Here is a 23,659-nt window from a genome sequence, read left to right on the forward strand (position 1 = left end):
CCGGTATAAAGTATTCCCCGGGGAGAGAACCATGTCAGACGTTTCGCTGCAGGCCGTAAAAGAGTATCTGCTGGGCCTGCAGGATCGCATCTGTGAGCAACTGGCTGCCGAAGATGGCAGCGCCAGCTTCCGTGAAGACAGCTGGGAACGGGAGCAGGGGGGCGGTGGCCGCAGCCGGGTACTGGAAAACGGTGCGGTGATCGAGAAAGGCGGGGTGAATTTTTCCCACGTGTTTGGCGCCCAGTTGCCGCCTTCCGCAACGGCGGCTCGCCCCGAACTGGCCGGACGCAGTTTCCAGGCCATGGGGGTGTCCCTGGTGATTCATCCCAGGAATCCCTATGTGCCAACCAGTCATGCCAATGTGCGTTTTTTCGTTGCGGAAAAGGAAGGCGAAGAGCCGGTGTGGTGGTTCGGTGGTGGGTTCGACCTGACCCCCTACTATGGTTTTGAAGAAGATGTGGTGGGCTGGCACCAGACGGCCAAGGCGGCCTGTGACCCCTTTGGCGCTGAAATCTATCCGGAATTCAAACACTGGTGCGATGACTACTTTCATCTCAAGCATCGCGATGAACCCCGCGGTGTCGGCGGCCTTTTTTTTGATGACCTGAACCGTTTCGATTTTGACACCAGCTTTGCGCTGATGCGCAGTATCGGTGATGCCTATATCGAGGCTTACCGGCCGATCATGGCGCGCCGCAAGGATCACGAGTACGGCGAACGTGAGCGTGATTTTCAGCTGTATCGCCGTGGCCGCTATGTGGAATTCAATCTGGTCTACGATCGCGGCACGATCTTCGGTTTGCAGTCCGGAGGGCGTACCGAGTCCATCCTCATGTCACTGCCACCCCTGGTGCGTTGGGATTATGACTGGCACCCCGAACCGGGCAGCCCGGAAAGCGAGCTGTATGACAAGTTTTTGATCAAGCGGGAGTGGGTATGAGCGCCTTGTATTGTGTGTTTGGCAATCCGGTGGCCCATTCGCGTTCGCCGGATATTCATCACGCCTTTGCGAAACAGAAAGACGATGATGTTCGCTACGAAAAACGCGAAGCGCCGCTGGATGGTTTTGCCTCTGCCCTGCAGGGGTTTCGTGATGACGGAGGCCTGGGTGCCAACGTGACCGTGCCCTTCAAGGAACAGGCGTTCGAGCTCTGCGCTGCGGTCACTGAGCGGGCCAACCTGGCCGGGGCAGTGAATACCCTGTGGTGGGAAGGTGACCAGCTAAACGGTGATAACACCGATGGTGCAGGCATGGTGAAAGACATCCGCGATAACCTGGGTTGGCAGATTCAGGGTAAACGAGTGCTGATGCTGGGCGCAGGCGGTGCCGTGCGTGGCGTCATGGGGCCGCTGCTGGCGGAAAAGCCGACCCTGGTGCGCGTTGCCAATCGCACAGCCGAAAAGGCGCAGGTGCTGGCGCGCCGTTTTATGGATGGCACCAATCCACCGGTGCTGGGTAGCGGGCTTGAGGGCCTGGCCGGGCAGTTCGATGTGGTGATCAATGCGATTTCCGCTGGTTTGCACGGCGAGATGCCGGCGTTGCCGGACGGCCTGCTGGCGGAAGGCGCGGTGGTTTATGACATGGTGTATGGCAAAGAACCAACCCCATTTATGCGCTGGGCTGAGCAGCAGGGTGCAGCGGCGATCTCCGATGGCCTGGGCATGCTGGTGGAGCAGGCCGCCGAAGCATTTGAGATCTGGCGCGGTTGGCGACCCGACACGGCGCCGGTCATGGCCATGTTGAGATAATCCATGGAAAACGACACGGTCTTGTATGAGGTCATCTATGCCTCGTTGGTGAGCCTGGGCATGGTGCTGGTCACTGTGACGCTTCACTACTGGACCCTGTTCGGCCTGTCAGAATTGCTCAAGCGCTGGAAGCAACGTTTTCGTGGCGAGATCCTGATTGTGGTGATCGCCATGTTTGCTGCCCATATGGTCGAAATTACCCTGTATGGCTGGGTGTACCTGATGCTCGACAATAGCGATACCGCCATGAATATCGGCGGCGCTGTCGATGGCAGCTTCCTGGACCACCTTTACTTTTCTGCGGCCTGTTATACCTCATTGGGGCTGGGCGACCTGTTTCCCATGGGCACCCTGCGATTGATTGCCGGGGTAGAAGCACTCAACGGATTGATTTTGATTACCTGGTCCGCGTCGTTTGCATTTCTGGTGATGCAGCGACGCTGGCGGTTTTAGCTGCAAGCTTCAACACGGGCGAAGTGTTTGTGTTCTTCAACTTTTCAGCCCGCGCTTATGGTGTTGTGCGCGGGGATAACGTTGCAGGTACAGAGGCATCATTTCGCGTTGCGGCTTGTAGCTTGTAGCCGGTTTTCGGGGGACAACCGCTGTTTGCTAAAGGATTGTCCAATGCTGAAGTTCTTTCGTGTTTTTTTCGCAGCGCTGCTGCTTGCTTGCGTACCCGGTTTTTCCCTTGCCTCCACTCTCGGCTTTGCCTGGGATAACGACCTGTTTGTCGGAGAGGACGGGCGCTACACCAATGGTGTGCGGTTCAGTTGGGTGGGCAATGCCCATGAGCAGTGCGCGGGTGAACAGGATCGCGGTCTCACTTGCGGGTTGGCTCGGGTGATCAATCCATTACCGGGTATCCGACTTGAAGGGCAGAAGCATGCCCTGGCCGTTGGTCTGGAACAGACCATGGTGACGCCGTCCGATATTACCCGTAGTGCGCCAGACTACAGCGATGTTCCGTACGTGGGTTACAGCAATATCGAGCTGGGTATGTTCAGCTGGAATGCGCAGCACCTGCTGGGTTATGGCATTCGCATCGGTACCACCGGCCCTGACTCCGGTGCTGAGCAAAGCCAGAAAGTCATTCACAAGATCACCGGATCAGAAGAGCCCAAAGGTTGGGATAACCAGTTGGGGCCGGATGTGATTGGTGGGGTGATTGCCGTGTTTGCCAATCGATTGTTTCGCCATGATCATGCGAACGGCTTGCAGACCGACATGGGCTACAGTGCCATGCTGGATGCCAACAACTTTCTCGGTACCGCCGGCATCAGCAGCTTTGTGCGCTTCGGTAAAAATCTGCCGGAAAACTTCACGCCTGATTACGCTGGTGTCGGTACCTCAAGCTCCCAGGTTGGCTTGTTCGAGCAGAGAGGGTTGGGCTGGGAGTTCTTTCTGGGTGCCACAGCGCAATACATCGGTTATTTCTATCTGGAAGAAAAAACGGACCTTTACGATCTTGAAAGCCGAGATGGTACGCTGGGACTCGTCGTGGGCAGTGGCCTGCATCTGGACAATTTTTCGTTCACGTTGACGCTGCAAGGTTCGCAGTCGCCACTGCGTAACAACGACGATATTCTCAGCTTTGGCAATATGTCGTTCATGTGGAAAATATGAATAGCTACGAGCTACGAGCTACGAGCTACGAGCTACGAGCTACGAGCTACAAGCTACAAGCTACAAGCTACAAGCTACAAGCTACAAGCTACAAGCTACAAGCTACAAGCTACAAGCTACAAGCTACAAGCTACGCTTGATTGGATTAGGGAAGGCCGGAAAGTTCCCGAGGTTCTGCATTTCTACGAAGCCGCTGTAGGAACCGGAGTGCAACGGAGATAACAGCCGCAGGCTGGCCCGAAGGGTGAGCGTAGCGAATAACGGTCGTTCGACCGCGATACGAGCCTCAGCGAGGTAAGGATTCCAGAAGCGAGTCTCAAGTACCGAGTTTCGAGAACCAAACCCCCGCAGGATAGAGCCGTTTTGGACGTTGATCTTCGCAACTCGCAACTCGCGCCCGGGTTTGTCATGGCCCCCTGCAGGGGGCAGCGGTTGGTACTCCTAGGTATGCTCCCCATCCGCCATATAGCGATCTTTCAACCGCACATAATTTCCGGCCACGTAGGTCAGGAATGCTTTTTCTTCATCTGTCAGTGGACGAGCCTGCTTGGCCGGTTGACCGCGGTAAAGATAACCACTTTCCAGACGTTTTCCGGGACCCACCAGCGACCCGGCGGCGACAATCACGTCGTCTTCTACCACGGCACCATCCATGATGATGGCTTGCATGCCGACCATCACCCGGCTGCCCAGTGTGCAGCCATGAAGCATGGCCTGGTGGGCGATGGTCACGTCGTCGCCGATCTCAAGACCATAGCCACCGGGGTTAAAACGGGAGTCATGGGTAATGTGCAGCACCGCGTTGTCCTGAATGCTGACCCGGGCGCCAATACGGATATGATGCATGTCGCCGCGGATGACGGCCTTGGGCCACACGGAGCAGTCGTCCCCCAGGGTCACCTCCCCCAGCACGGTGGCGTCCCGGTCCACAAATACTCTCTCGCCCAACTGCGGGGCCTTGTCTTCAAAGCGGCGAATCCCCATCACTGATACACTCGATAGATTAAATTCATGGTCAGGGAGGCGCATGAACAAGCCACCCACCCGTATACTGTTGATAGTGATGATCTTGCTTGGCGTTTTTCTGCTGAGCAAGTGGCTGATTTTCCAGACGCTGCTGCAACCGGATGACACTGCCCGTCATCGTTTGCCAGTGGCGCCCACAGAAGCAGGACCGACTCCGCATGAGCAACAACAATCCGCTGATTGATTACCCCGATCTTCCCCCGTTCTCCGCCATCAAGCCCGAGCATGTATTGCCGGCGGTGGAGCAACTGGTGGCCGATGGCCGTGCGCGCATCCAGGCGGTATTGGCGGCAGGCAATTTCGATTATGTCCATCTGGTGCAGGCACTGGATGAGGAAGATGATCGTCTCGGCAAGGCTTTTGGTCCGGCCGGACACCTGAATGCAGTCGCCCAGGATGAAGCCCTGCGTAATGCCTATAACAGCTGTCTGCCGTTACTGAGCGAATACGGTACCGAGGTGGGTCAGAATGCAGCGCTGTGCGCCGCCTACCAGTCCCTACGCGACAGTAGCGAGTGGGATTCCCTGAGCGAAGCTCAGCAGAAAGACATTGAGAATACCCTGCGTGATTTCCGTCTCTCCGGTGTCGACTTGCCGGACGACAAGAAAGCCGAGTACATGGCCAACTCCAAGCGTTTGTCCGAACTCACCAGCAAGTTCTCTGACAACGTGCTGGACGCCACCCAGGCCTGGACCAAACAGGTGACCGATGAGGCCGAGTTGGATGGGCTGCCGGAGAGTGCCAAGGCTGGCGCCTCGGATCGTGCTGCCGCCGATGGCAAGGATGGCTGGGTGCTGACTCTGGATGCGCCGGTGTTCATCGCCGTCATGAGCCACTGCAAGAATGCGGCACTGCGCAAGGAAATGTACATCGCCTGGACCACCAAGGCCTCCGACCAGGGGCCCAATGCCGGTGAGTTTGATAATGCGGCGCTGATGGATGAAATCCTTGCCTTGCGTCACAAGCAGGCGGGCCTGCTGGGTTTCGCCAACTATGGAGAGAAGTCCCTGGCGACCAAGATGGCGCGGGATGTGCAGGAAGTCACGGTGTTTCTGGAGGATCTGGCCAAACGGGCCAAGCCCCAGGCAGAGCAGGAGCTGGCGGAGCTGAAAGCGTTCGCTGCCGAGCAGGGTGCCGAGGATCTGCAGCCCTGGGATATCGGTTTCTGGAGCGAGCGCCTGCGTGAGGAGCGCTACAGTATCTCCGAAGAAGAGCTGCGCCCGTGGTTCCCGGCGGACACCGTGATCAATGGCATGTTTGGCATTGTCGGCAAGCTGTTCGGGATCAAATTCGAACAACGCGAAGACGTGGATACCTGGCACGACGATGTGCGCTTCTACGAGTTGGTGGATGACGACGGCTCTGTCCGGGCCGCCTTCTATCTGGACATGTATGCCCGTACCGGCAAGCGAGGTGGTGCCTGGATGGATGACGCGCGCATTCGTCGCCGTCGTCCGGATGGCAGTCTGCAGACGCCGGTGGCTTACCTGACCTGTAACTTTGCGCCGCCCGCGGGAGGCAAGCCGGGCCTGCTGACCCATGATGAAGTGGTGACGTTGTTCCACGAGTTTGGTCATGGCCTGCATCACATGCTCACCGAGCAGGATGTGTCCGGTATTTCCGGCATTAACGGCGTGGCCTGGGATGCGGTAGAGCTGCCCAGTCAGTTCCTGGAAAACTGGTGCTGGACCGAGGAAGGCATTGCCCTGATTTCCAGTCACTATGAAACCGGTGAGCCGCTGCCGAAAGACAAGCTGGAAAAAATGCTGGCAGCGAAGAACTTCCAGAGTGCCATGCAGATGGTTCGGCAGATTGAGTTCTCCCTGTTCGATATGCGTATCCACGCCGAGTATCAGGATGGTTTGAGCATTCAGGAGGTGCTGGATGAAGTGCGCGAACAGGTGTCAGTGATTCAGCCTCCAGCGTTCAACCGTTTCCCCAACAGCTTCGGGCATATCTTTGCGGGTGGTTATGCGGCGGGGTACTACAGCTACAAGTGGGCGGAAGTGTTGTCCTCCGATGCGTTCTCCCGGTTTGAGGAAGAGGGCGAGTTCAACGAGTCCACCGGCCGTGAATTCCGCAGCGCCATCCTGGCCATGGGCGGCAGCCGCGAGCCCATGGATCTGTTCAAGGCCTTCCGTGGTCGTGAACCCAGTGTGGAACCCTTGCTGCGTCATTCGGGAATTAATGGATAGAACGCCAGATGCTGGATGCCTGACGAGGGAGTCCTCTGGCATCCAGTGTCAGGTGCGGAGAGCGCATGAAACGACAATTTATTGCTGGCGCCACTTGCCCTGAGTGCGGGCAGATGGACAAGATCCAGCGCATCATCGACGGCGATCGCCAGTGGATGGAGTGTGTGGGTTGTGGTGCCAAAAAAGATCTTGATGAGAAACCCGCCGAGGCCATCGATGCCCTGGCGCAGCCGGTGAGTTTGCAGCCGCCGAAGAAATAGCAGATGGCCAGTGATGATGGGGAGGGGGCTGCCTGCAAGCGGTTTTCGCGTCCGGTCTCCGGCATCAACCAGCTGGCAACAACAAACAAGGGCCGCGAAAGCGGCCCTTTTCTTTAAGCGAGTTGCCTGTTGCGTGAAGCGTGCTAGCGTCTACTTTTCCACAAACGCCCGCTCGATCACATACTCACCCAGCACACCGGCGCGGGTTTCCTTGAAGCCCCAGCTGTCGAGGATGTCGGTGGTGTCCTTGAGCATGGCCGGGCTGCCGCAGAGCATGAAGCGGTCATTTTCCAGGCTCGGCTTGGGCAGGCCCAGATCGTCGAAGATCTTGCCGCTGGTCATCAGGTCGGTGAGGCGGCCCTGGTTACGGAACGGCTCACGGGTCACCGTCGGGTAGTACAGCAGCTTGCCTTTCACAAACTCACCGAAGAATTCATTGTTCGGCAGTTCGTTTTCGATGATGTCCTGATAAGCCAACTCGGACACATGGCGTACGCCGTGGGTCAGGATTACACGGTCGTACTGATCGTAGACTTCCGGATCCTTGATGATGCTCATGAACGGCGCGAGACCGGTGCCGGTGGAGAGCAGCCACAGGTTCTTGCCTGGCAGCAGATGATCGGCCACCAGGGTGCCGGTGGGCTTGCGGCTCACATAGATCTTGTCGCCGGGCTTGATCTTCTGCAGCTGGGAGGTCAGCGGACCATCAGGCACCTTGATGCTGAAGAACTCCAGCTCTTCTTCATAGTTGGCACTGGCAATGGAATAGGCGCGCAGCAATGGGCGACCATTGTCCTGCTCCAGTCCAATCATGGTGAAGTGGCCATTCTTGAAACGGAAACCCGAGTCCCGGCTAGTCGTGAAGCTGAACAGGGTGTCGTTCCAGTGGCGAACGCTAGTGACGGTTTCAGTATTCAAATTAGACATAGTTAAATCAGCGCTTATTCCAAAATTCCAGTTGATGGAAATTTAATCGAAACTCCATTATCGGTAAAATGGGTAATTGCGATATTGTATATCGGTATTAACGATATGTGCGCCTGACACCTGACGGTGCGGCCTGGTTGTATCGTCAGGCGTCAAGCGTCCAGCATCAGGCCCGACCGGAGGGAGCCATGAAATTCACCCTGCGCCAGCTCCAGGTATTCCTGGCCACGGCTCACCACGAGAACATCAGCAAGGCAGCAGAAAGCCTGAGCATGAGCCAGTCCGCCGCTTCGGGGGCGCTCAAGGAGTTGGAAACGCTCTATGACGTGAAGTTTTTCGAGCGGGCCGGCAAGCGACTCAAGCTCAACGAGCTGGGGCGACAATTCTGGCCGCGGGCGGAAGCGTTGCTGGCCCAGGCCCGGGAGCTGGAGTCGGATCTGCAGGACCGTCGGGATCTGGGGCGACTGAATGTGGGCGCGACCCTGACCATCGGCAACTATCTGGCGGTGGGGATCATGGCAGAGTACATGGCCCAGCAGCCCGGTGCCCGGGTGCACCTGGAAGTGGCCAACACGCGCAGCATTGTCGAGCGGGTGCTGGCGTTTGATCTGGATCTGGGGCTGATCGAAGGGGAGCTGAACCATCCGGATCTGGAGGTGCTGCCCTGGCGGGAGGATGAATTGGTGGTGTTCTGCAGCCCGGAACATCCACTGGCCAGCAAGGGGACGCTGACGGATGATGACCTGCGCGAGGCGCACTGGATTGTGCGTGAGTCCGGCTCAGGCACACGTCAGACCTTTGAGCGGGCGCTGCATGGACTGGTACCGGAACTGGATCTGGCGCTGGAGCTGGAGCATACCGAGGCCATCAAGCGCGCAGTGGAAGCGGGGCTGGGGATCAGTTGTCTGTCACGGGTATGTTTGCGTGAGGCCTTCCGGCGGGGTTCATTGGTGGAGCTGTCAGTGCCACACAGGGATATGAGTCGGGACTTTTATTTTGTGCTGCATCGACAGAAGTATCGCAGCCCGGGGATTGAGAGGTGGTTGGAGTTATGTCGCGAATCCGCACTGTGATGCGCTGGTTGCTGTTGGTCGGGGCGGTGATCCTGGCGGTGGGGCTGGTGTTGCCGGAAGCAAGGGGCATACCGGTACAGGGCGCCGGTCAGGGTGACTGGCATCCGGACACGTTCTGGTATTACCCATGGGGCCGTTCGGGCGTGCACAAGGGCGTGGATATTTTCGCAAAAAAGGGAACGCCGGTGGTGGCCAGCAGTGGCGGGCTGGTGCTGTTCAGGGGTGAGCTGGCGCGCGGTGGCAAGGTGGTGCTGTCACTGGGGCCGAAATGGCGGCTGCATTATTATGCCCACCTCAACGAGGTGGCGGACAGTGGTCTCTGGCTGTGGGCGGGGGACGTGGTGGGTACCGTGGGTGATAGCGGCAACGCGGCAGGCAAGCCGCCGCACCTGCATTATTCGTTGGTCAGCCTTTTGCCGTTGCCGTGGAAGGTAGACGGTAAACCCCAGGGCTGGAAGAAGATGTTTTATCTGGATCCCACGCGGCACTTTCGTGAATCGAATGAACAGTAACGTTGAAAAGGAAGCGCAGTGAACCTGCAACGAGAATGGCAGGCCTTCTGGCTGGCGCTGGGATTTTTGACCCGCATTCCCATGCTGGTGAAGGTGGATTACTCCCCGCAATTGATGAACCAGTGCAGCGTTTATTTTCCCCTGGTGGGTTTGCTGCTGGGTGGCCTCTACGCGGGTTTTTACAGTGTACTGGAGCTGTGGTGGCCGCCGTTGGTTTGCGTTCTGCTGGTGCTGGCTTTTCACCTGTGGGTCACTGGCGCCTTCCATGAAGATGGCATGGCCGACAGTGCTGATGGTCTCGGGGGCGGGTATACCGTTGCTCGTCGACTGGAGATCATGAAGGACAGCCGCATTGGTACCTATGGGGCGGCGGCACTGATCATGGTGCTGCTATTGAAGGTGGCGTTGCTCACCGAGCTCCCGTCGGTGTGGCTGGGCTTGCTACTGGCGCCGGCAGTGAGCCGGCTGACGCCCCTGTGTCTGATGCGTTGGTTGCCCTACGTCACGGATCCGGATGGCAGCAAGAGCAAGCCGGTGGCAGAAGGATTCAGTCGCGATCGCCTGCTGGCAGCCGTGACAGGTATTGTGATTCTTGCGTTGGTTTTTCAGGTCGTCATTGCGGCACTGGTAGCAGTGGTGCTGGTATTCCTGGTCTGGGGCGCTATGTTGAAGAAAAGTCTCGGGGGTTACACCGGTGACGCCCTCGGAGCCAGTGTGGTGTTGTCGGAGCTGTTGTTTCTATTGCTGCTGGCAGTGTGAAGGCCGGGCGCTTCTGTCTTCGGCACGAGAAAGTCAGAAGCACCCAGCAGAAGAGCTACTTTAATTATTTGCCTGCCCAGGCTGATACTTGTCGCGCAAAATTCCGGTTAGCCTTTCATAAGGCAGTGTCAGTTGTGGCTGACCCATGGCGTACGGCGCGATGTGGTAGACGTTGTACTGCAGCACCAGCCCTTCATTGGTGAAGAACACATCATCGGTCTTGTCGAACGGCCAGCTGTCACGAAAGGCTTCATCCAGTTTCTGTTCATCCAGCCAGTTCCCATGAGCCTCGCGTGCTGCTGCCCAGAATGCTGCTTCCTGACCCGGTATCAGGAGGTCTTCAAGTTGTAACCACTGCTGACGTGCCAGGTCCCAGTGAAAATAGCCCACATTGGGTTGGCCATGGGCACCGCCGGTATATTCATAACTTTCCATGCTCAGGGTCAGCAAACCATGTTCGCAGCGTTGATGTTTGACCGTGGCACTCAACTCCCAGCCCTGTTCAGACGCCATCGCCATGTCACTGGCATCCGCGAGAAAGGCATCAGCCAGACCCTCAATGCTGCCGTCGTGGATGGCATCGCCTTCCATTCTCACCAGCATTGAGGCGAGCCGGGATTCGATGGCCTTGTTGAGTACGGGCTGATCTTCAAAGTTGAGCCAGGCGATATGAACGTGTGGGCAGCCCTTGCCTTCGCATTGCGGGGCGCTTTTTTTCAGTTCGATGCGGATGCGGATGGGTTTGTGCGTTGATTCGGCGACCGGTGCCTGAGCAGTATTGTTCTCGGCGTTGTTATCCGGTTGTTCAGCGTTGTCGCAGCCAGCCAGCAGAAAGATCCCCAGCAGCAGCGCCATTGTCATGCGCATGGCGTACCCTTAAAAAGTTGGTGAACAGTGGTAAACAGCGGTTAACGCATTTAAAGCCAGCGCCTTACCGGGTTCAAGTTGCCTTTTGCAACCGGGATGGGCAAACACTATCCTGCAGCGGCCCAATGGGGCCAAGCATGCAGCTATGATGGGAGACAAAAATGAGTTTTTGGACTGTGTATCTGTCCGGTGAGATTCACACCGATTGGCGCGAACGGATCATTCAAGGCTGTGCCGAACTGGAGCTGGATATCGAATTCACCAGCCCGGTGACGGATCACGAAGCCAGTGACAAGGTGGGCGTGAATATTCTCGGCGCAGAAGACAAACGCTTCTGGGAAGATCGGCTGGGTGCAGGCATTAACGGTATTCGTACCCGCAAGCTGATTGATGAAGCTGATCTGGTCGTTGTCCGCTTCGGGCCGCAGTACAAGCAGTGGAATGCGGCCTTTGATGCAGGCTACACCGCAGCACTCGGCACACCGATGATCATCCTGCACGATGAGGAACATGATCATCCTCTCAAGGAAGTGGACGCTGCGGCGGATGCGGTTGCCCGCACCCCCGAACAGGTGGTGGCCATGCTGACATATATCCTCAAGGCATAACCCCGCTCCGGCTGACGCCCCGGATCAGGGGCGTCAGCCGTTCAATTCTCCACAAACGTCTTTTTACCCGCTTTTGCATCTCCCTCGGGAGAGAATCCGGTGTTTCCGTTGTCCTATGCCTGACGTTCACAGTTCAGGAGCGAACATGACAACCAAATTATGGGCTGCCGCCACCTTGATGCTGGTGACCACTGCCTCCGCCTGGGCAGACAGCGCTGAGGAGGTTGCCATCTCTCAGGCCGCCTTTGCGGAGCCAATGGAGCTGCGCCAGGACGCGGATGCCGAGATGCTCAATGATGGGAAAGACATCACGCCGGGCATGGGTGACCTGAAGCAGTAAGCACCGTGGAGACGCGTCAAGCTCTCCTCCAGGGGTGCTTGTCACTGGCGGCCCTGAAAAATGGATGAGAAGGGAGAGAAGACGATGCTGACCCTGATTCCGTTTGATGACACCCGCGTGGTGGGGGTACGGATTTCCGGCAAGATCACCCGGCCCGAGTTTGACCTCATGGTGGAGAGGCTGGAGTCGGTACTCACAGAGTACGCCAAGGTCCGAGTCTACGTGGAGCTGGAAAGTTTCGGTGGCGTGGCCATGGACACCTTGCTGGAAGATCTCAAGTTTGGTCTTCGCCACTGGCATGATGTGGAGCGAAAGGTGGTCGTGTCCGATGCCGATTGGGTGCGCCGTCTTGGCAATCTGGCCTCCCGGCTGTTCAGCAACATTCAGGTGCAAGTGTTCGAGCGGGATCAGGAGGATCTGGCCAGGGCATGGATTTGCGAGCCCTGATGTTTTCAGAACCTGGCATCTACAGAATCAGCGCGTTCGGAGCGAGTGACGAGTTTCGAGTTGCGAAAGGCACAAGATAAACAGCAAACCCTTTTAATTCAGCGTGGGGCAAGTTTTGCTCTTCGCAACTCGCAACTCGCAACTCGCAACTCGTCCTAGTCCAGCAATCTCGCCAGATTCGCCAGACAGATCCGGTACATCTGCTCGGCGCCCAGTCGTGCTTTTTCAATCTTGTCTTGTGGGGCGTTGCCGCCGTTGAAACTGGCTTGCCACGTGACCGTGCAGCCGCTGTCAGCGGGTTTCACTTCTACATACGCCTGATAATGTGTCTCTTCCCTTACGCCCGGCGCCTTGAGTATGCGATAGCCGAACGAGAGCGATTGGTCATTCAGTGAGGTGAGTGCCTCAACAACCTGGCCGCCATCAGCAGTGGATACCGTACGCACTGCACCGACCCCTTCACCCTCGACACTGCAGCCGGTGACGCCGGGTAGCCAGCTGAGATCAGAAAAATCACGAATCCGCTGCCAAACGGTATCGGCGCTCTGGGTGAATTGCTGCTCCACAAAAATAACGGCCATGCTCGTCCCCTGTTTACTTGTTATTGGCGGCAAGCCGCTGTCGCAGGAAAGTTTCGAACGAAGTCAGGAACGGGAAGTCCTTGCGTACTGCTTCCACATCGAAGCGCCAGCGCACGGTGTTGTTCCACACATACTGGCGGGCGGCTTCCGCGTTAGTGAGCCGCAGTGCCCATAACGGAATACGGAAAGGCAGCGGGCGCTTGCCGGTCACGCTCCGGTAGATGGTTTTCATCTGTGCCACCGTCAGCACATCACTGGCCAGATCAGGCTTGCTGCCGATGAACTTGTCCGGGTTGGCAAAGATTTCGGCGCTGGCGCGGGCAATATCTTCAACCGTCACCATGTGGAACGGCACGTCTTTTTTCAGGCAGCCATCCAGCGTCGCCAGTACCAGTGCCGGGTTGATGGCTTTCTTGCCTTTGTTGCCCATGACCGGCTCGAAGAAATTTTCCATGAAGAACACTTCGCGCAGCATGGTGAACGGCAGGCCGATGTTTTCGATGTGTTGCTCGATCACCCATTTGCTCGCGAAGTGCAGTACGTTGCCGGCTTCCTCGCAGCCGGCCACGGAGGTCTGCAGGAAGTGCTGCACCCCGGCCGCCCTGGCGGCATCGGCCAGGCGGATGCCCTGATCGATTTCGCGCTGGTAGCCCACGCCCTTTTCCCAGAAGTTCTGCAAGGCAAAGACACCGTAGCAATCCTTGCAGGCCAGTTGCAGGGATACGCTGTCATCAAGATCGCCTGCCACGACCTCAACGCCCTTGCGTATCAGCGCCTGGGCGGCGGGCTTGTCCGGATTGCGGGTCAGGGCGCGAACGGCAAAGCCTTTTTCGAGCAGCAGAGGGATCAGGGCGCCGCCCTGTGCGCCAGTGGCGCCGGTCACGAGAATGCGTTGGACTGTCATGGTGTATCCGTCTATAGAACTGGCAAGTTCTGCACAGGATGCCCGGAGTCTCGGGCGCCAACAATGACAAAATCAGTCAGGGAGATGGTGGATGTGGTGGCGTTAACAGCGTGGGGATTCAGCTTGATGAACGAAGGAGGGGCAGAGGCTTGAGTATATTGGGTCAGGCTAATCCTGACACAGAGAGCTGTCGCGGCTCGACGTTAATGGTTTTGCGTGTGGGTGTGGTGAGTGGCATGTTGCGTGGAGCTTGTTGCAGCCGCGAAGCGGCCAAAAAAAGAGGGGACTGTCGCCCCCTCGTTATCGTCCTCTGCCTGGTTGTTGGACTCGACGTCCTGCCAGTCCTCGAAATCGTCCAGCGCGTCGCGCCAGTCCAGTTTCGGACGGGTCTGTTTTTTGGGTGCTTGGTGGACACCGCCCTTGCGCATCAGTGGGTCGATTGCCGCCCAGTTACGCATGGGCTTGGGGGCTGCTGCCATGGTCTTCTCCTGTGAGTGTTGGCATTAGGTGGCGGCCGTCAGGGCCACCGGGAAAGCGGCGCGATAGTAGTGAGGGTGCGGACGCTTTACCAGAGATAATAGACACTTTATTTGCTGGCGAGTTCAGAGCGGCGAAAGGGTGTGAGATAGTGCAGATGAGTGGCTGTCACCAAAGTCCATTTATGGGGCGTTAAGCGCCGGTTAAGCTATACCCTGTCACGGTCAACAAGGAAGTGGGATGCGAATTTTATCGATGGTGCTCTTGGCGCTGGGAATAGTCCTGTCAGGCTGTACTGGTCTGGAAAGACTGCAAGGGGGCTCAAAGGGAGAGGAGCTGCGTGTGGGCATCATGGCGGATTATCCGCCAATCATTTTCCGTGACGACAGCGGCGAGCTTGCCGGGCTGGAGGTGGATTTTGCCAACCAGCTGGGGGCCGCGCTGGCGCGCCCGGTCAGCTTCCGGGAATATTCTCTGGCGGGGCTCTTTGCGGCACTGGAGGAGGGAGAGATAGACATCATCATGTCCGGTATTTCCATTACGCCACAGCGCCAGCAGCAGTATCTGTTCAGCTTGCCTTACACCACCATCGGGCAAATGGCCGTGGTGCGGCTGAGTGACGCCGCGAAAATGTCTGCCCCCGGCGTGTTATTACGCAGTGATTTTCGCGTCGGCTTCAAGAAAGGCACTACCGGTGAAGCACTGGTGCAGAGCAAGACCAATAACGGTGTCGGCTTTGACAGTAATGCGCTAGCCATGGACGCGCTGGTGGGTGGCCAGGTAGATGCCTTTGTGCATGATGCGCCCACGGTATGGAACCTGGCCAACAATCCCCAATACCGTTCCGATTTACTGGGCCTCTACAAACCACTGACCAGCGAGCAGCTGGCCTGGGTCATGGCGCCGGAAAACCGCCGCTTGAAACAAGAGGTGGATGCGGTACTCAAGCAATGGATGAGCAGCGGCGAACTCATGCGCCTGAAGCACAAGTGGATCCCGGTGAAGATACTTTCCGGGGAATGATGAAGGCGGGACGCTGGAGGCCTGACGCCTGAATCTAACCTTCGGCGCTCTTCATGCCGTAGGAGCCTGCCTGCAGGCGATAGAGCGGCAATCAAGGCCGAATCGCCAGCAGGCTGGCTCCTACGGTGCTAGATGGCGATGGCCTGGTTTTACCGTCAGGCGTCCCTAAATATCCGCATAATCCTGCCCGCCCTTGAGCCAGCGGCGCAGCAGAGGATCAACCAGCGCCGGGCATTCCTCCAGTAACCGGTCGGCCACTTCGCGGGCCGGTTCCATCAGCGCTTCATCGCGCACCAGATCGGCAATCCGGAATGCCAGGTCGCCGGTCTGGCGGGTGCCCAGCCATTCGCCTGGGCCACGCAGTTTCAGGTCTTCCTCGGCAATCACGAAGCCGTCGGTGGTTTCGCGCATCACCGCCAGCCGCTGCTTGCCGGTAAGTGACAGCGGGCTCTTGTAGAGCAAAAGGCAGTAACTTTGCTCACCACCGCGGCCTACCCGGCCGCGTAACTGATGCAGCTGGGCAAGCCCCAGCCGTTCCGCATTTTCCATCACCATCAGGGTGGCGTTGGGGACGTCCACGCCGACCTCAATCACTGTGGTGGCAATCAACAGTTGTGCCTCGCCACTGGAGAAACGCGCCATGCGTTCGGCTTTTTCCCTGGCCTTCATGCGTCCATGGACCAGCTCCACCTTTAGCTCCGGCAGGGCAGCCTGCAGTTCTTCATAGGTGGCTTCGGCGGCCTTGGCCTGCAGCTCTTCGGATTCTTCAATCAGGGTGCAGACCCAGTAAGCCTGGGTTCCCGCCCGACAGGCATCATTGATGCGCTCAATCACCTGGGGGCGACGGCCTTCCGGGAGCACCAGCGTATCGATGGGTTTGCGACCCGGTGGCATCTCGTCGATCACCGAGGTATCCAGGTCGCCATACACGCTCATGGCCAGGGTGCGGGGAATCGGGGTGGCGGTGAGCACCAGCTGGTGGGGCACCTGCACGCCATGACGGGTTTCGAAGCGCCCCTTTTCGCGCAGGGCAAGACGCTGCTGTACCCCGAAGCGATGCTGCTCATCAATGATGGTGAGACCGAGGCGATGGAACTGGACGGCTTCCTGGAACAGGGCATGGGTGCCCACCACAATCTGTGCGGAACCATCGGCCAGCGCCGCATTGGTTTCCCGGCGAGCCTTAACCCCCAGGCTGCCGGCCAGCCACTGCACCTCGATGCCCAGTGGCGCCAGCCAGTGCCGGAAGTTGTCGCGATGCTGCTCGGCCAGTAGTTCCGTGGGAGCCATCAAGGCCACCTGGTAACCCGCTTCGATGGCGGCCAGCGCGGCGGCGGCGGCGACCAGGGTCTTGCCTGAACCCACATCCCCCTGCACTAGACGCAGCATGGGGTGCGGCTTGCCCATATCCGCCATCAACTCGCGAATCACGCGCTGCTGGGCGCCGGTGAGCGCAAAGGGCAAGCTGGCTTGCAGTTGCTCAAACAGGGAGGCGCCGGTGAGGCGTGGGGCATGAAATGCCTTCTGGCCGGCGCGCTTTTGCAGCATGCCCAGTTGATGCGCCACCATCTCTTCCATGACCAACCGCTTCACCGCCGGGTGCTGGCCTTCCAGCAGCAGGTTGACTGGATCGTCGGGACGCGGGTTGTGCAGTTTGTGCAGGGCCTCGCTGAGGCTGGGCAGGCCACTCTGGTCCAGCAGGGCATGGGGAATCAGCTCCTGCGGCGGGTGAGCCTGCAGGTAGTTCAGTGCCTGGGTGGTGAGATTGCGCAGCGTCTTCTGGCTTACCCCGTCGGTGGTGGGGTACACCGGTGTCAGGGCTTTTTCCAGTGGTGGCAAGGGCTGGCTGCCGTGGGCAATCTGGTATTCCGGATGGTAGAACTCCAGCCCGGCAGCACCGGGGCGCGGCTCACCATACACCCGAATGGGGCGACCCCGTTCCAGATTGTTCTTTTGCGCAGCGGTGAAATGAAAGAAGCGCAAGGATACCATGCCGGTGCCGTCGGCCACCTTGCACAACAGCGCGCGGCGGCGGCCAAACACCACGTCTGCCGCCATCACTTCCCCTTCGATCACCACGCCGGTTTCCGGGCGCAGGCTGCCTATAGGCGTGATGCGGGTGCGATCCTCATAACGGAAGGGGAGATGGAAGAGCAGGTCTTCCAGGTTGTGCAGGCCCAGCTTGGTCAGTTTTTCCGCCGCAGCCGGCCCCACGCCCTTGAGGCGGTGGAGAGGCAGACTGGAGAGAGAATCACTGGCCATGATCAAGCATTACCCAAAAGCAGCGAGTAGCGAGTAGCGAGTGACGAAAGGCAAAGCTGGAGGGGTGTTCGCAACTCGAAACTCGCTTCTCGTGACTGATTAACCCGACAGCCCTTCCTTCGGCACCGCCTGACGCAGCACTTCGATGGCCTTGGGACGCGGGAAGCTGTCACGCCACACCAGCGCAATGGTCCGCGAGGGGACTGGCTCCTCGAACGGGCGCACGGTGAAGGTGTCCTTGTCGTAGCCATGCTGATAGAGCGCAGAGTTGGGCAGTACGGTTACGCCCAGGCCACCGGCCACCATGTGTCGCAGGGTTTCAAGAGAGCCGCCTTCAATCTGCACCAGATTACGCTGGCTCTGGGAGTCGATGGCCGGGCACAATTCCATGACCTGGTCTCGGAAGCAATGCCCTTCACCCAGCAACAGCAGGGTTTCATTAAGCAGTTGTTCGGGGGCAATCTGCTGCTGCTTGCCCCACGGGTGGCCTTTGGGCAACAGCACCGAGAAGGATTCTTCATACATGTGTGCCCGCACCAGGCCGCCACCGGAAAAAGGCAAGGCAACGATGATGGCGTCCAGCTCCCCATGCTCCAGCTTGCGGCGTAGCACGTGGGTATAGTTTTCCTCGATAAACAGTGGCATGTCCGGGGCGGCCTTGCGCACCCGAGGCACCATGGACGGAAACAGATAGGGCGCTACGGTAAAAATCGCGCCGACGCGTAACGGCGAGCCCAGTTGGTCACGCTGGCTCATGGCCATCTGTGACAATAGGTCCGCCTGCTCCAGCACCCGCTGAGCCTGGGTGACGATCGGTTCCGCCTGAGGCGTGACCACCACTTCGCGGGGGCGACGTTCGAACAGGGGCATGCCCAGCTGCTCTTCCAGCTTCTTGATCGCGGCACTCAGGGTGGGCTGGCTGACATTGCAGGACTGGGCGGCGTGGCCGAAGTGGCGCTCGCGGGCCAGGGCGACTAGATAGCGAAGTTCTGTTAGTGTCATGGCGTCGATATGTTTAGCCGATGGTCTCTGCATTGTGCACCCCAAAGGTGAGTGATGCCAGAGCAGTCATTAATTAATAATGAATAGTTAATAGCTAATAACTCGCGACTAGTATCCTCACCGTCCGTGGCCGCGCTTTCACGTAAGTGGTGCCCGCAGTTTTTCGCTATTAATTATTCATTATTAACTATTCATTGGTTTGTTATGTCTCACATCTTGATTGCGGGTCTGGGAGATCTGGGTACCGGTCTGGCGGAACAATTACTGGCTGATGGCCATCGTGTCAGTGCTATTCGCCGTGGGGATGGCTGCCCGGTCGGCGTGGAGCTGTATAGCCAGGATCTGACCGAGGGCGCGGCCATGCTGCCGCCGGATCAGGTGGACCTGATGGTCATCATCATGACCCCCGCCGAGTACAGCGAAGAGGGTTACTTGAAGGCCTACGTGCGTGCTCCGCTGACACTGCTGGAGGCGGTGGCGCAACAACAGCCCTTGCCGCCAGTGGTGTTTGTGTCCAGCAGCGCGGTGTTCGGTGAGCTCAGCGGAGAGGTGGATGAGGCCACGCCGCCCAGGCCGGAACGGTATAACGGCAAGGTGCTGTTGGCGGCGGAAGAAGAAATCAGTGTGCGGGCCATGGGCACGGCGGTGCGGTTCACCGGTATCTATGGCCCGGGACGTTACAGGCTGATCGACAAGGCTGCCCGCCTTGCCCGTGGTGAGGAAACATTGCCTGCGGCGCAGTGGACCAATCGCATCCACCGGGATGACTGCGTGGGCCTGTTGCACAGCGTGACCAGCGGCTGGCTGGAAGGCCGGGAAATGCCACCACTGGTGGTGGGCACTGACAATGTGGGCGGCCGGAACCTGGATGTGCTCCAGTGGCTGGCCGAGCAACAGGGGCTGACTCTTGATGTGCCTGACGATGCGCTCGACAACACACCTGCCGGCAAACAGGTCAGAAGCCTGTATATCTCCCAGGGGCACTACACCCTGAAATATCCTGGTTATCAGGAAGGGTATGCGCAGGTGCTGGCGGAGAGGAGCAGCCCCGAGCAGTAGGGGCCCATGCTCGCATTGTGATGGAGTGACGAGGTACGAGTTTCGAGTTGCGAAGATCAAAACCGAACCGTTCTCTACCTGCTGTGGGAGCTCTCTGTGCTCGTCAGGGTATTCCTGCAAGCGATTCAGGCCTGGAAAAACTCACAATCGCCAGCAGGCTGGCTCCCGCAATCGTAAAGTCGATTACCGGGTCTTGACCTTCGCAACTCGAAACTCGTAACTCGCTGGCCTCCCCGAATCGAAAAGGCGCGAGCGCGGGCAGGGCGCTGGATTCACTCGGGCCTCCTCCGCGCCTTGTAGCTTGCCGCTTGAAGCTCGTAGCTGCTTCAAAGCGCATTCCCGCGCATTTCACGCTAAAATCCCCCTCCTGTCGGAGAATGACGGGGGAATTGGTGATTTTTTCGCCGATAGACTTGCCTACGGCGCTGGCATTAGTAAAGTGTGCGCCTCAAATTTTGTCTGTGGCGGTGCCGGGTTAGCCTGATGCGCCGCAAATGCCCGTGGTGGGCGCAATGGAGTGAAGTGAATGAGCACACCGGTTGCCGTGGTAATGGGGTCCCAGTCTGATTGGGAAACCATGAAAGAAGCCTGTGACGCCCTGACCCAGTTTGGTGTTGGCTGGAAAGCCGAGGTGGTCTCTGCCCACCGCACCCCCCAGCGCATGTACGACTTCGCCAAAAGCGCCCACGAAAACGGCTACAAGGTGATCATCGCCGGTGCCGGCGGTGCCGCCCACCTGCCGGGCATGATCGCCGCCCTGACGCCGCTACCGGTGCTGGGTGTACCGGTGAAAAGCCGCACCCTGTCTGGCTGGGACAGCCTGTTGTCCATCGTGCAGATGCCCAAGGGCGTGGCCGTGGGCACCCTGGCCATCGGCGCTGCTGGTGCCTGGAATGCTGGCTTGTTGGCTTCCCAGATGCTGGCGGCGGAGAATCCGGAACTGCTCAACAAGATCGCTGACTGGAAGGCCTCCCGTGCGGATGAGGTGCTGGCCAACGCGGAGCTGGGCCAGGGCTGATGCCTGGTGCCACTCCTGTCCCTGTGTGACCTGACGGATTTGCTATGAATCGCGTACTCGTTCTTGGTGGTGGCCAGCTTGGCCTGATGATGGCGGAAGCTGCGGCGCGGCTGGGGCTGGTGGTGGATCGCTATGATCCGGAGCGCGCCCTGCTGCTGCCGGGCACCTCCGATCTGGCTGTGCCGATCAGCTGGGAGGAGTGCCAGGAGCGTTATCCGGTGATCACCGTGGAGCGGGAAGCGTTCCCGGAAGAAGGCCTGTCGGCAGAGCTGGCGAAAAGCGATCGTTGCGTTGCCCGTGGCGCACTGGCAGTGATCCCGGATCGCTTCACCCAGAAGTCCATGCTCGACAAGCTGGGTATCCCCACGGCGCCGTGGGTGTTGCTGGATAAGGTCGACGATTTACAGGCCGCGGTGGACCAGTTCGGTGGCGTGGTGGTGAAAGCCCGTTCCGGAGGCTATGACGGTCGCGGCACCTGGATTGTGGGTGAAGGCGGTGACCTGTCCGCCGTGCCTGCAGCGGAGTTGGCGGGCAAGGCCATCGTCGAGAAAAAAATTCCTTTCCGTCGCGAGCTGTCCATTGTCGGTGCGCGCAGCCTCAACGGTGAAACCCTGTTTTACCCGCTCACCCGCAACTGGCACGTGGACGGCATCCTGCGCTTGAGCCTGGCACCGGCCAATGCCTGTGCCGATCTGCAGAAGCCGGCGGAAGACATGCTCCGCGGCATCATGGAAGAGCTCAACTACGCTGGCGTCATGGCGGTGGAGTTCTTCGAAGTGGATGGCCAGCTGATGGTCAACGAGATTGCCCCGCGGGTACACAACTCTGGCCACTGGACCCATGAAGGGGCGGATTGGTCCCAGTTTGATCTGCACGTTCATGCGCTGGCGGGTGTGTCCCTGCATGCACTGAATGTCCATGGCCCCTCTGCCATGGTCAACCTGATTGGCACCCCCTTCGAGGGCGCCTGGCTGCAGCATCCTGGCGTCGTGCACTGGTACGGCAAGAGCGTGCGACCGGGTCGCAAGGTGGGCCACGCCAACCTGGTGGCGGATACCCTGGAAGGTCTGCGAGAAGGTCTGGATGCCTGGGCGGATGTGCTGCCTGAAGGCTATCAGGACGTACTCGACTCCGAACTCAAGCTCGGCTGACAGCATTCCCGGAGTGCTCTGAGTGGATCAGTTCTCGGAGGCGAGGAACGAGTTTCGAGTTGCGAAAACCCAAACCCCATGAAGTTGCGAGTGTTTGCCTTTCGAAACTCGGTGCTCGTCACTCGCTTCTGGAATCCTTTCCCCGCCAAGGCTCGGATCGCTTGCAGGCATCCCCTGGCGAGCACAGAGAGCTCCAACAGGGTCAGTCTTTCGCAACTCGCACCTGCACCCGCAAAACCGCTCTTTCGCCCAGCCGAGCTAGGCTCTTACAGGGACGCTAGCTTTCCAGCTTCACCTTGAGATTCCCCAGCGCGATACCGGATGTCCGCCGCATCTGCCGTTTCAGGGCAGGGAGCAGCAGGCGGGTCGGCCAGCGCACATCGAAGGTCAGGGTGCGTTCAAAACGGGTCTGATGCCCGTCGCCCGTCAGGTCATAGCGAATCACCAGCCAGCCATCGCCAGTATCGCCGCGCACCTTCCAGTGCTGGTGCGGTTCGCTGGCTTCGACCACATAGTGCGTTTGACGCTGCAGCCGCGGAGGCAGGGGGGCCAGCGGTTGCACTTCAATGACTTCATCAAAGTGATCGCCGACCTGCAGGCGATCCACCTCGGCCCGGGCGGAGAGGGAATTGGGGTGCCATTCATGCCACCGCCAGGGCTGGGTGACGTAGTCAAAAACGGGCTGGCAAGGTGCCGCTATCAGGATGCTGTTCTTGAGGATGACGGGCATGGCTGTCTCTGTTTCTTGTTATTGCCAGAGTGTCGGGTGTCAGCGCCGAACTTGCAACGCCACGGCGTGATACACCGATCCGATGACTCGCCCAGGTGTGTGGCCAGCAGGCCGGCTTCACTACATCTCTTATACGCTCTTCACATTCTTTCCTGCGGTGAATGGTCTAAACTGAACGTTTCATCAATAACAGGACCCGTGCCGTGTCACTTGCTCTCTCGCTCACTCGCTACCGTCGCCTGATCATGCTGGTCATGATCATTGCGCTGGTGCTGATTGCCGTGGAAATGACCGGATTGCGAGCACAGCTGTCGGTGTCTTTTTTGCGCGAGCATCTGGAGGCCAACCCGATTACCGGAATGGTGATCTTCATGTTGGTGTTTGTGGTGGGCAACCTGATTCAGCTGCCCGGCTGGATCTTCCTGGTGGCGGCGATTCTGGCATTGGGTACGGTGATGGGCGGGCTGGTGACGTATCTGGCAGCAGTGACCTCGTGCCTGGTGACCTTTGCCCTGGTGCGCGGCCTCGGTGGCAGTGCGTTGCGAGAAATCAATAACCCCTGGGCGCAGAAAATCCTTACCAAGCTGGACACCCACCCGATCCAGAGCGTGGCGCTGCTGCGCACCGTGTTCCAGACCATGCCTGCCCTCAACTACACGCTGGCGCTCAGCGGCGTTCCCCTGCGCCCCTACCTGATCGGCACGCTCATTGGCCTGCCATTGCCGATCATGGTGTATTGCCTGTTCTTCGACCGGATTCTGTTGCTGCTACCGATTGGGTAGATACAAGCTCCAGGCTGCAACTTCAACGCGGATTGAGGCTGTGCCACCCGAAAGCGGCTCCGGCCCGCGCCCAAACCCTCGTGTGAAGGGCAAGTTTGCTATCATGGCGCCGTAGGAACGTGGCGCAGCGGAGTAACGCACGGAGTGCGGCCCCGAAGGGGGAGCGAAGCGAATAACCTGCCTGCAAGCGATCCGCGCCCAAGCGAGGTAAAGATTCCAGAAGCGAGTTTCGAGTGACGAGTTTCGAAAATCTAAAACCGGCGGCCGAGCCCCAGGGTTGGGGT

Annotated in this window: 27 protein-coding genes; 18 read left to right on the forward strand and 9 right to left on the reverse strand. The window is 58.8% G+C overall.

What is annotated here, in order from left to right:
• Nucleotides 1-31 precede the first annotated feature (31 nt).
• The 4 genes from hemF (at nt 32) to GFN93_RS03555 (ending at nt 3,372) form a co-directional block, all read left to right on the forward strand.
• Nucleotides 32-940, forward strand: a complete 909-nt coding sequence (gene hemF, locus GFN93_RS03540) for an oxygen-dependent coproporphyrinogen oxidase (RefSeq protein WP_153499029.1) — start codon at nt 32-34, stop codon at nt 938-940.
• Nucleotides 937-1,749 carry a shikimate dehydrogenase gene (gene aroE / locus GFN93_RS03545; RefSeq protein WP_153499030.1) on the forward strand — a complete coding sequence of 271 codons (813 nt, stop codon included), beginning with the start codon at nt 937-939 and terminating at the stop codon, nt 1,747-1,749. The genes hemF and aroE overlap by 4 nt, the downstream gene beginning before the upstream one ends.
• Before the next feature lie 3 nt (nt 1,750-1,752).
• Nucleotides 1,753-2,202, forward strand: a complete 450-nt coding sequence (locus GFN93_RS03550) for an ion channel (RefSeq protein WP_235901631.1) — start codon at nt 1,753-1,755, stop codon at nt 2,200-2,202.
• Between the two features lie 171 nt (nt 2,203-2,373).
• Nucleotides 2,374-3,372, forward strand: coding sequence for a lipid A deacylase LpxR family protein (locus GFN93_RS03555; RefSeq protein WP_153499031.1), 999 nt, complete (start codon nt 2,374-2,376; stop codon nt 3,370-3,372).
• Nucleotides 3,373-3,813: 441 nt separating this feature from the next.
• Here GFN93_RS03555 and GFN93_RS03560 read toward each other — a convergent pair whose 3' ends face one another.
• Entirely contained in the window at nt 3,814-4,356 is a 543-nt protein-coding gene (locus tag GFN93_RS03560) for a gamma carbonic anhydrase family protein (protein ID WP_153501803.1), read from the reverse strand.
• A gap of 43 nt (nt 4,357-4,399) precedes the next feature.
• Between GFN93_RS03560 and GFN93_RS03565 the strand changes: the two genes are divergently transcribed.
• From GFN93_RS03565 to GFN93_RS03575, 3 genes are all read left to right on the forward strand, one after another.
• Complete coding sequence (locus GFN93_RS03565; RefSeq protein ID WP_153499032.1) at nt 4,400-4,582, forward strand: hypothetical protein; 183 nt, start codon at nt 4,400-4,402, stop codon at nt 4,580-4,582.
• A complete protein-coding gene (prlC, locus tag GFN93_RS03570) occupies nt 4,557-6,593 on the forward strand; it encodes an oligopeptidase A (RefSeq protein ID WP_153499033.1) in 2,037 nt (678 codons plus the stop codon). The genes GFN93_RS03565 and prlC overlap by 26 nt, the downstream gene beginning before the upstream one ends.
• 65 nt (nt 6,594-6,658) lie before the next feature.
• The gene (locus GFN93_RS03575) at nt 6,659-6,853 is read left to right on the forward strand and encodes a YheV family putative metal-binding protein (RefSeq protein ID WP_153499034.1); all 195 of its coding nucleotides are present in this window, start codon (nt 6,659-6,661) and stop codon (nt 6,851-6,853) included.
• Nucleotides 6,854-7,003: 150 nt separating this feature from the next.
• Here the strand turns inward: GFN93_RS03575 and GFN93_RS03580 are convergent, their stop codons facing one another.
• Nucleotides 7,004-7,780, reverse strand: coding sequence for a ferredoxin--NADP reductase (locus GFN93_RS03580; protein WP_153499035.1), 777 nt, complete (start codon nt 7,778-7,780; stop codon nt 7,004-7,006).
• A gap of 188 nt (nt 7,781-7,968) precedes the next feature.
• On the opposite strand from GFN93_RS03580, the gene GFN93_RS03585 reads away from it, so the two are divergent.
• From GFN93_RS03585 to cobS, 3 genes are read left to right on the forward strand one after another with little or no spacing between them, the layout of a single operon-like run.
• Nucleotides 7,969-8,853: a LysR family transcriptional regulator gene (locus GFN93_RS03585; RefSeq protein ID WP_153499036.1), complete on the forward strand. Its 885-nt coding sequence runs from the start codon at nt 7,969-7,971 to the stop codon at nt 8,851-8,853.
• A complete protein-coding gene (locus GFN93_RS03590; protein WP_153499037.1) occupies nt 8,832-9,365 on the forward strand; it encodes a M23 family metallopeptidase in 534 nt (177 codons plus the stop codon). Before GFN93_RS03585 ends, GFN93_RS03590 begins: the two co-directional genes overlap by 22 nt.
• An 18-nt stretch (nt 9,366-9,383) precedes the next feature.
• Nucleotides 9,384-10,124 (forward strand): adenosylcobinamide-GDP ribazoletransferase, encoded by a 741-nt coding sequence (gene cobS / locus GFN93_RS03595; RefSeq protein ID WP_328594205.1) that lies wholly within the window; start codon nt 9,384-9,386, stop codon nt 10,122-10,124.
• 60 nt (nt 10,125-10,184) lie between these two features.
• Here the strand turns inward: cobS and GFN93_RS03600 are convergent, their stop codons facing one another.
• Nucleotides 10,185-10,991 carry a DUF3298 and DUF4163 domain-containing protein gene (locus tag GFN93_RS03600; RefSeq protein WP_153499038.1) on the reverse strand — a complete coding sequence of 269 codons (807 nt, stop codon included), beginning with the start codon at nt 10,989-10,991 and terminating at the stop codon, nt 10,185-10,187.
• 161 nt (nt 10,992-11,152) lie between these two features.
• Here GFN93_RS03600 and GFN93_RS03605 point away from each other — a divergent pair, with 161 nt between their 5' ends.
• The 3 genes from GFN93_RS03605 (at nt 11,153) to GFN93_RS03615 (ending at nt 12,386) form a co-directional block, all read left to right on the forward strand.
• Nucleotides 11,153-11,599 (forward strand): YtoQ family protein, encoded by a 447-nt coding sequence (locus tag GFN93_RS03605; RefSeq protein WP_153499039.1) that lies wholly within the window; start codon nt 11,153-11,155, stop codon nt 11,597-11,599.
• A 145-nt stretch (nt 11,600-11,744) separates the two neighbouring features.
• Nucleotides 11,745-11,939 carry a hypothetical protein gene (locus GFN93_RS03610; RefSeq protein WP_153499040.1) on the forward strand — a complete coding sequence of 65 codons (195 nt, stop codon included), beginning with the start codon at nt 11,745-11,747 and terminating at the stop codon, nt 11,937-11,939.
• Nucleotides 11,940-12,023: 84 nt separating this feature from the next.
• A complete protein-coding gene (locus GFN93_RS03615) occupies nt 12,024-12,386 on the forward strand; it encodes a SpoIIAA family protein (RefSeq protein ID WP_194285739.1) in 363 nt (120 codons plus the stop codon).
• Between the two features lie 155 nt (nt 12,387-12,541).
• Here the strand turns inward: GFN93_RS03615 and GFN93_RS03620 are convergent, their stop codons facing one another.
• The 3 genes from GFN93_RS03620 to GFN93_RS03630 all read right to left on the reverse strand — a co-directional run bounded on the left by GFN93_RS03620 (nt 12,542) and on the right by GFN93_RS03630 (nt 14,350).
• Entirely contained in the window at nt 12,542-12,967 is a 426-nt protein-coding gene (locus GFN93_RS03620; protein WP_153499042.1) for an SRPBCC family protein, read from the reverse strand.
• Between the two features lie 13 nt (nt 12,968-12,980).
• Nucleotides 12,981-13,871, reverse strand: coding sequence for an NmrA/HSCARG family protein (locus GFN93_RS03625; RefSeq protein WP_153499043.1), 891 nt, complete (start codon nt 13,869-13,871; stop codon nt 12,981-12,983).
• Nucleotides 13,872-14,074: 203 nt separating this feature from the next.
• A complete protein-coding gene (locus tag GFN93_RS03630) occupies nt 14,075-14,350 on the reverse strand; it encodes a hypothetical protein (RefSeq protein ID WP_153499044.1) in 276 nt (91 codons plus the stop codon).
• 238 nt (nt 14,351-14,588) lie between these two features.
• Between GFN93_RS03630 and GFN93_RS03635 the strand changes: the two genes are divergently transcribed.
• Complete coding sequence (locus GFN93_RS03635) at nt 14,589-15,371, forward strand: substrate-binding periplasmic protein (protein ID WP_153499045.1); 783 nt, start codon at nt 14,589-14,591, stop codon at nt 15,369-15,371.
• A 165-nt stretch (nt 15,372-15,536) separates the two neighbouring features.
• Here the strand turns inward: GFN93_RS03635 and recG are convergent, their stop codons facing one another.
• A complete protein-coding gene (recG, locus tag GFN93_RS03640; protein ID WP_153499046.1) occupies nt 15,537-17,633 on the reverse strand; it encodes an ATP-dependent DNA helicase RecG in 2,097 nt (698 codons plus the stop codon).
• 99 nt (nt 17,634-17,732) lie between these two features.
• Complete coding sequence (locus GFN93_RS03645) at nt 17,733-18,635, reverse strand: hydrogen peroxide-inducible genes activator (protein ID WP_153499047.1); 903 nt, start codon at nt 18,633-18,635, stop codon at nt 17,733-17,735.
• Nucleotides 18,636-18,839: 204 nt separating this feature from the next.
• On the opposite strand from GFN93_RS03645, the gene GFN93_RS03650 reads away from it, so the two are divergent.
• From GFN93_RS03650 to GFN93_RS03660, 3 genes are all read left to right on the forward strand, one after another.
• Nucleotides 18,840-19,694 (forward strand): NAD-dependent epimerase/dehydratase family protein, encoded by an 855-nt coding sequence (locus GFN93_RS03650; protein WP_153499048.1) that lies wholly within the window; start codon nt 18,840-18,842, stop codon nt 19,692-19,694.
• 526 nt (nt 19,695-20,220) lie between these two features.
• Nucleotides 20,221-20,712, forward strand: a complete 492-nt coding sequence (purE, locus tag GFN93_RS03655; protein ID WP_035232652.1) for a 5-(carboxyamino)imidazole ribonucleotide mutase — start codon at nt 20,221-20,223, stop codon at nt 20,710-20,712.
• 44 nt (nt 20,713-20,756) lie between these two features.
• Nucleotides 20,757-21,863 (forward strand): 5-(carboxyamino)imidazole ribonucleotide synthase, encoded by a 1,107-nt coding sequence (locus GFN93_RS03660; protein ID WP_153499049.1) that lies wholly within the window; start codon nt 20,757-20,759, stop codon nt 21,861-21,863.
• Between the two features lie 277 nt (nt 21,864-22,140).
• On the opposite strand, the gene GFN93_RS03665 is transcribed toward GFN93_RS03660, so the two are convergent.
• Nucleotides 22,141-22,593: an SRPBCC family protein gene (locus GFN93_RS03665; RefSeq protein ID WP_153499050.1), complete on the reverse strand. Its 453-nt coding sequence runs from the start codon at nt 22,591-22,593 to the stop codon at nt 22,141-22,143.
• Between the two features lie 203 nt (nt 22,594-22,796).
• Between GFN93_RS03665 and GFN93_RS03670 the strand changes: the two genes are divergently transcribed.
• Entirely contained in the window at nt 22,797-23,375 is a 579-nt protein-coding gene (locus tag GFN93_RS03670) for a TVP38/TMEM64 family protein (RefSeq protein WP_328594208.1), read from the forward strand.
• Nucleotides 23,376-23,659: the final 284 nt, after the last annotated feature.

Source organism: Alcanivorax sediminis, assembly GCF_009601165.1.
Lineage (GTDB): Bacteria > Pseudomonadota > Gammaproteobacteria > Pseudomonadales > Alcanivoracaceae > Alcanivorax > Alcanivorax sediminis.

Excerpts from the sequence above, each read along its gene's own strand:
- hemF (WP_153499029.1), top strand. The coding sequence starts at position 32 with ATGTCAGACGTTTCGCTGCAGGCCGTAAAAGAGTATCTGCTGGGCCTG.
- aroE (WP_153499030.1), top strand. The coding sequence starts at position 937 with ATGAGCGCCTTGTATTGTGTGTTTGGCAATCCGGTGGCCCATTCGCGT.
- GFN93_RS03550 (WP_235901631.1), top strand. The coding sequence starts at position 1,753 with ATGGAAAACGACACGGTCTTGTATGAGGTCATCTATGCCTCGTTGGTG.
- GFN93_RS03555 (WP_153499031.1), top strand. The coding sequence starts at position 2,374 with ATGCTGAAGTTCTTTCGTGTTTTTTTCGCAGCGCTGCTGCTTGCTTGC.
- GFN93_RS03560 (WP_153501803.1), bottom strand. The coding sequence starts at position 4,356 with ATGGGGATTCGCCGCTTTGAAGACAAGGCCCCGCAGTTGGGCGAGAGA.
- GFN93_RS03565 (WP_153499032.1), top strand. The coding sequence starts at position 4,400 with ATGAACAAGCCACCCACCCGTATACTGTTGATAGTGATGATCTTGCTT.
- prlC (WP_153499033.1), top strand. The coding sequence starts at position 4,557 with ATGAGCAACAACAATCCGCTGATTGATTACCCCGATCTTCCCCCGTTC.
- GFN93_RS03575 (WP_153499034.1), top strand. The coding sequence starts at position 6,659 with ATGAAACGACAATTTATTGCTGGCGCCACTTGCCCTGAGTGCGGGCAG.
- GFN93_RS03580 (WP_153499035.1), bottom strand. The coding sequence starts at position 7,780 with ATGTCTAATTTGAATACTGAAACCGTCACTAGCGTTCGCCACTGGAAC.
- GFN93_RS03585 (WP_153499036.1), top strand. The coding sequence starts at position 7,969 with ATGAAATTCACCCTGCGCCAGCTCCAGGTATTCCTGGCCACGGCTCAC.
- GFN93_RS03590 (WP_153499037.1), top strand. The coding sequence starts at position 8,832 with ATGTCGCGAATCCGCACTGTGATGCGCTGGTTGCTGTTGGTCGGGGCG.
- GFN93_RS03600 (WP_153499038.1), bottom strand. The coding sequence starts at position 10,991 with ATGCGCATGACAATGGCGCTGCTGCTGGGGATCTTTCTGCTGGCTGGC.
- GFN93_RS03605 (WP_153499039.1), top strand. The coding sequence starts at position 11,153 with ATGAGTTTTTGGACTGTGTATCTGTCCGGTGAGATTCACACCGATTGG.
- GFN93_RS03610 (WP_153499040.1), top strand. The coding sequence starts at position 11,745 with ATGACAACCAAATTATGGGCTGCCGCCACCTTGATGCTGGTGACCACT.
- GFN93_RS03615 (WP_194285739.1), top strand. The coding sequence starts at position 12,024 with ATGCTGACCCTGATTCCGTTTGATGACACCCGCGTGGTGGGGGTACGG.
- GFN93_RS03620 (WP_153499042.1), bottom strand. The coding sequence starts at position 12,967 with ATGGCCGTTATTTTTGTGGAGCAGCAATTCACCCAGAGCGCCGATACC.
- GFN93_RS03625 (WP_153499043.1), bottom strand. The coding sequence starts at position 13,871 with ATGACAGTCCAACGCATTCTCGTGACCGGCGCCACTGGCGCACAGGGC.
- GFN93_RS03630 (WP_153499044.1), bottom strand. The coding sequence starts at position 14,350 with ATGGCAGCAGCCCCCAAGCCCATGCGTAACTGGGCGGCAATCGACCCA.
- GFN93_RS03635 (WP_153499045.1), top strand. The coding sequence starts at position 14,589 with ATGCGAATTTTATCGATGGTGCTCTTGGCGCTGGGAATAGTCCTGTCA.
- recG (WP_153499046.1), bottom strand. The coding sequence starts at position 17,633 with ATGGCCAGTGATTCTCTCTCCAGTCTGCCTCTCCACCGCCTCAAGGGC.
- GFN93_RS03645 (WP_153499047.1), bottom strand. The coding sequence starts at position 18,635 with ATGACACTAACAGAACTTCGCTATCTAGTCGCCCTGGCCCGCGAGCGC.
- GFN93_RS03650 (WP_153499048.1), top strand. The coding sequence starts at position 18,840 with ATGTCTCACATCTTGATTGCGGGTCTGGGAGATCTGGGTACCGGTCTG.
- purE (WP_035232652.1), top strand. The coding sequence starts at position 20,221 with ATGAGCACACCGGTTGCCGTGGTAATGGGGTCCCAGTCTGATTGGGAA.
- GFN93_RS03660 (WP_153499049.1), top strand. The coding sequence starts at position 20,757 with ATGAATCGCGTACTCGTTCTTGGTGGTGGCCAGCTTGGCCTGATGATG.
- GFN93_RS03665 (WP_153499050.1), bottom strand. The coding sequence starts at position 22,593 with ATGCCCGTCATCCTCAAGAACAGCATCCTGATAGCGGCACCTTGCCAG.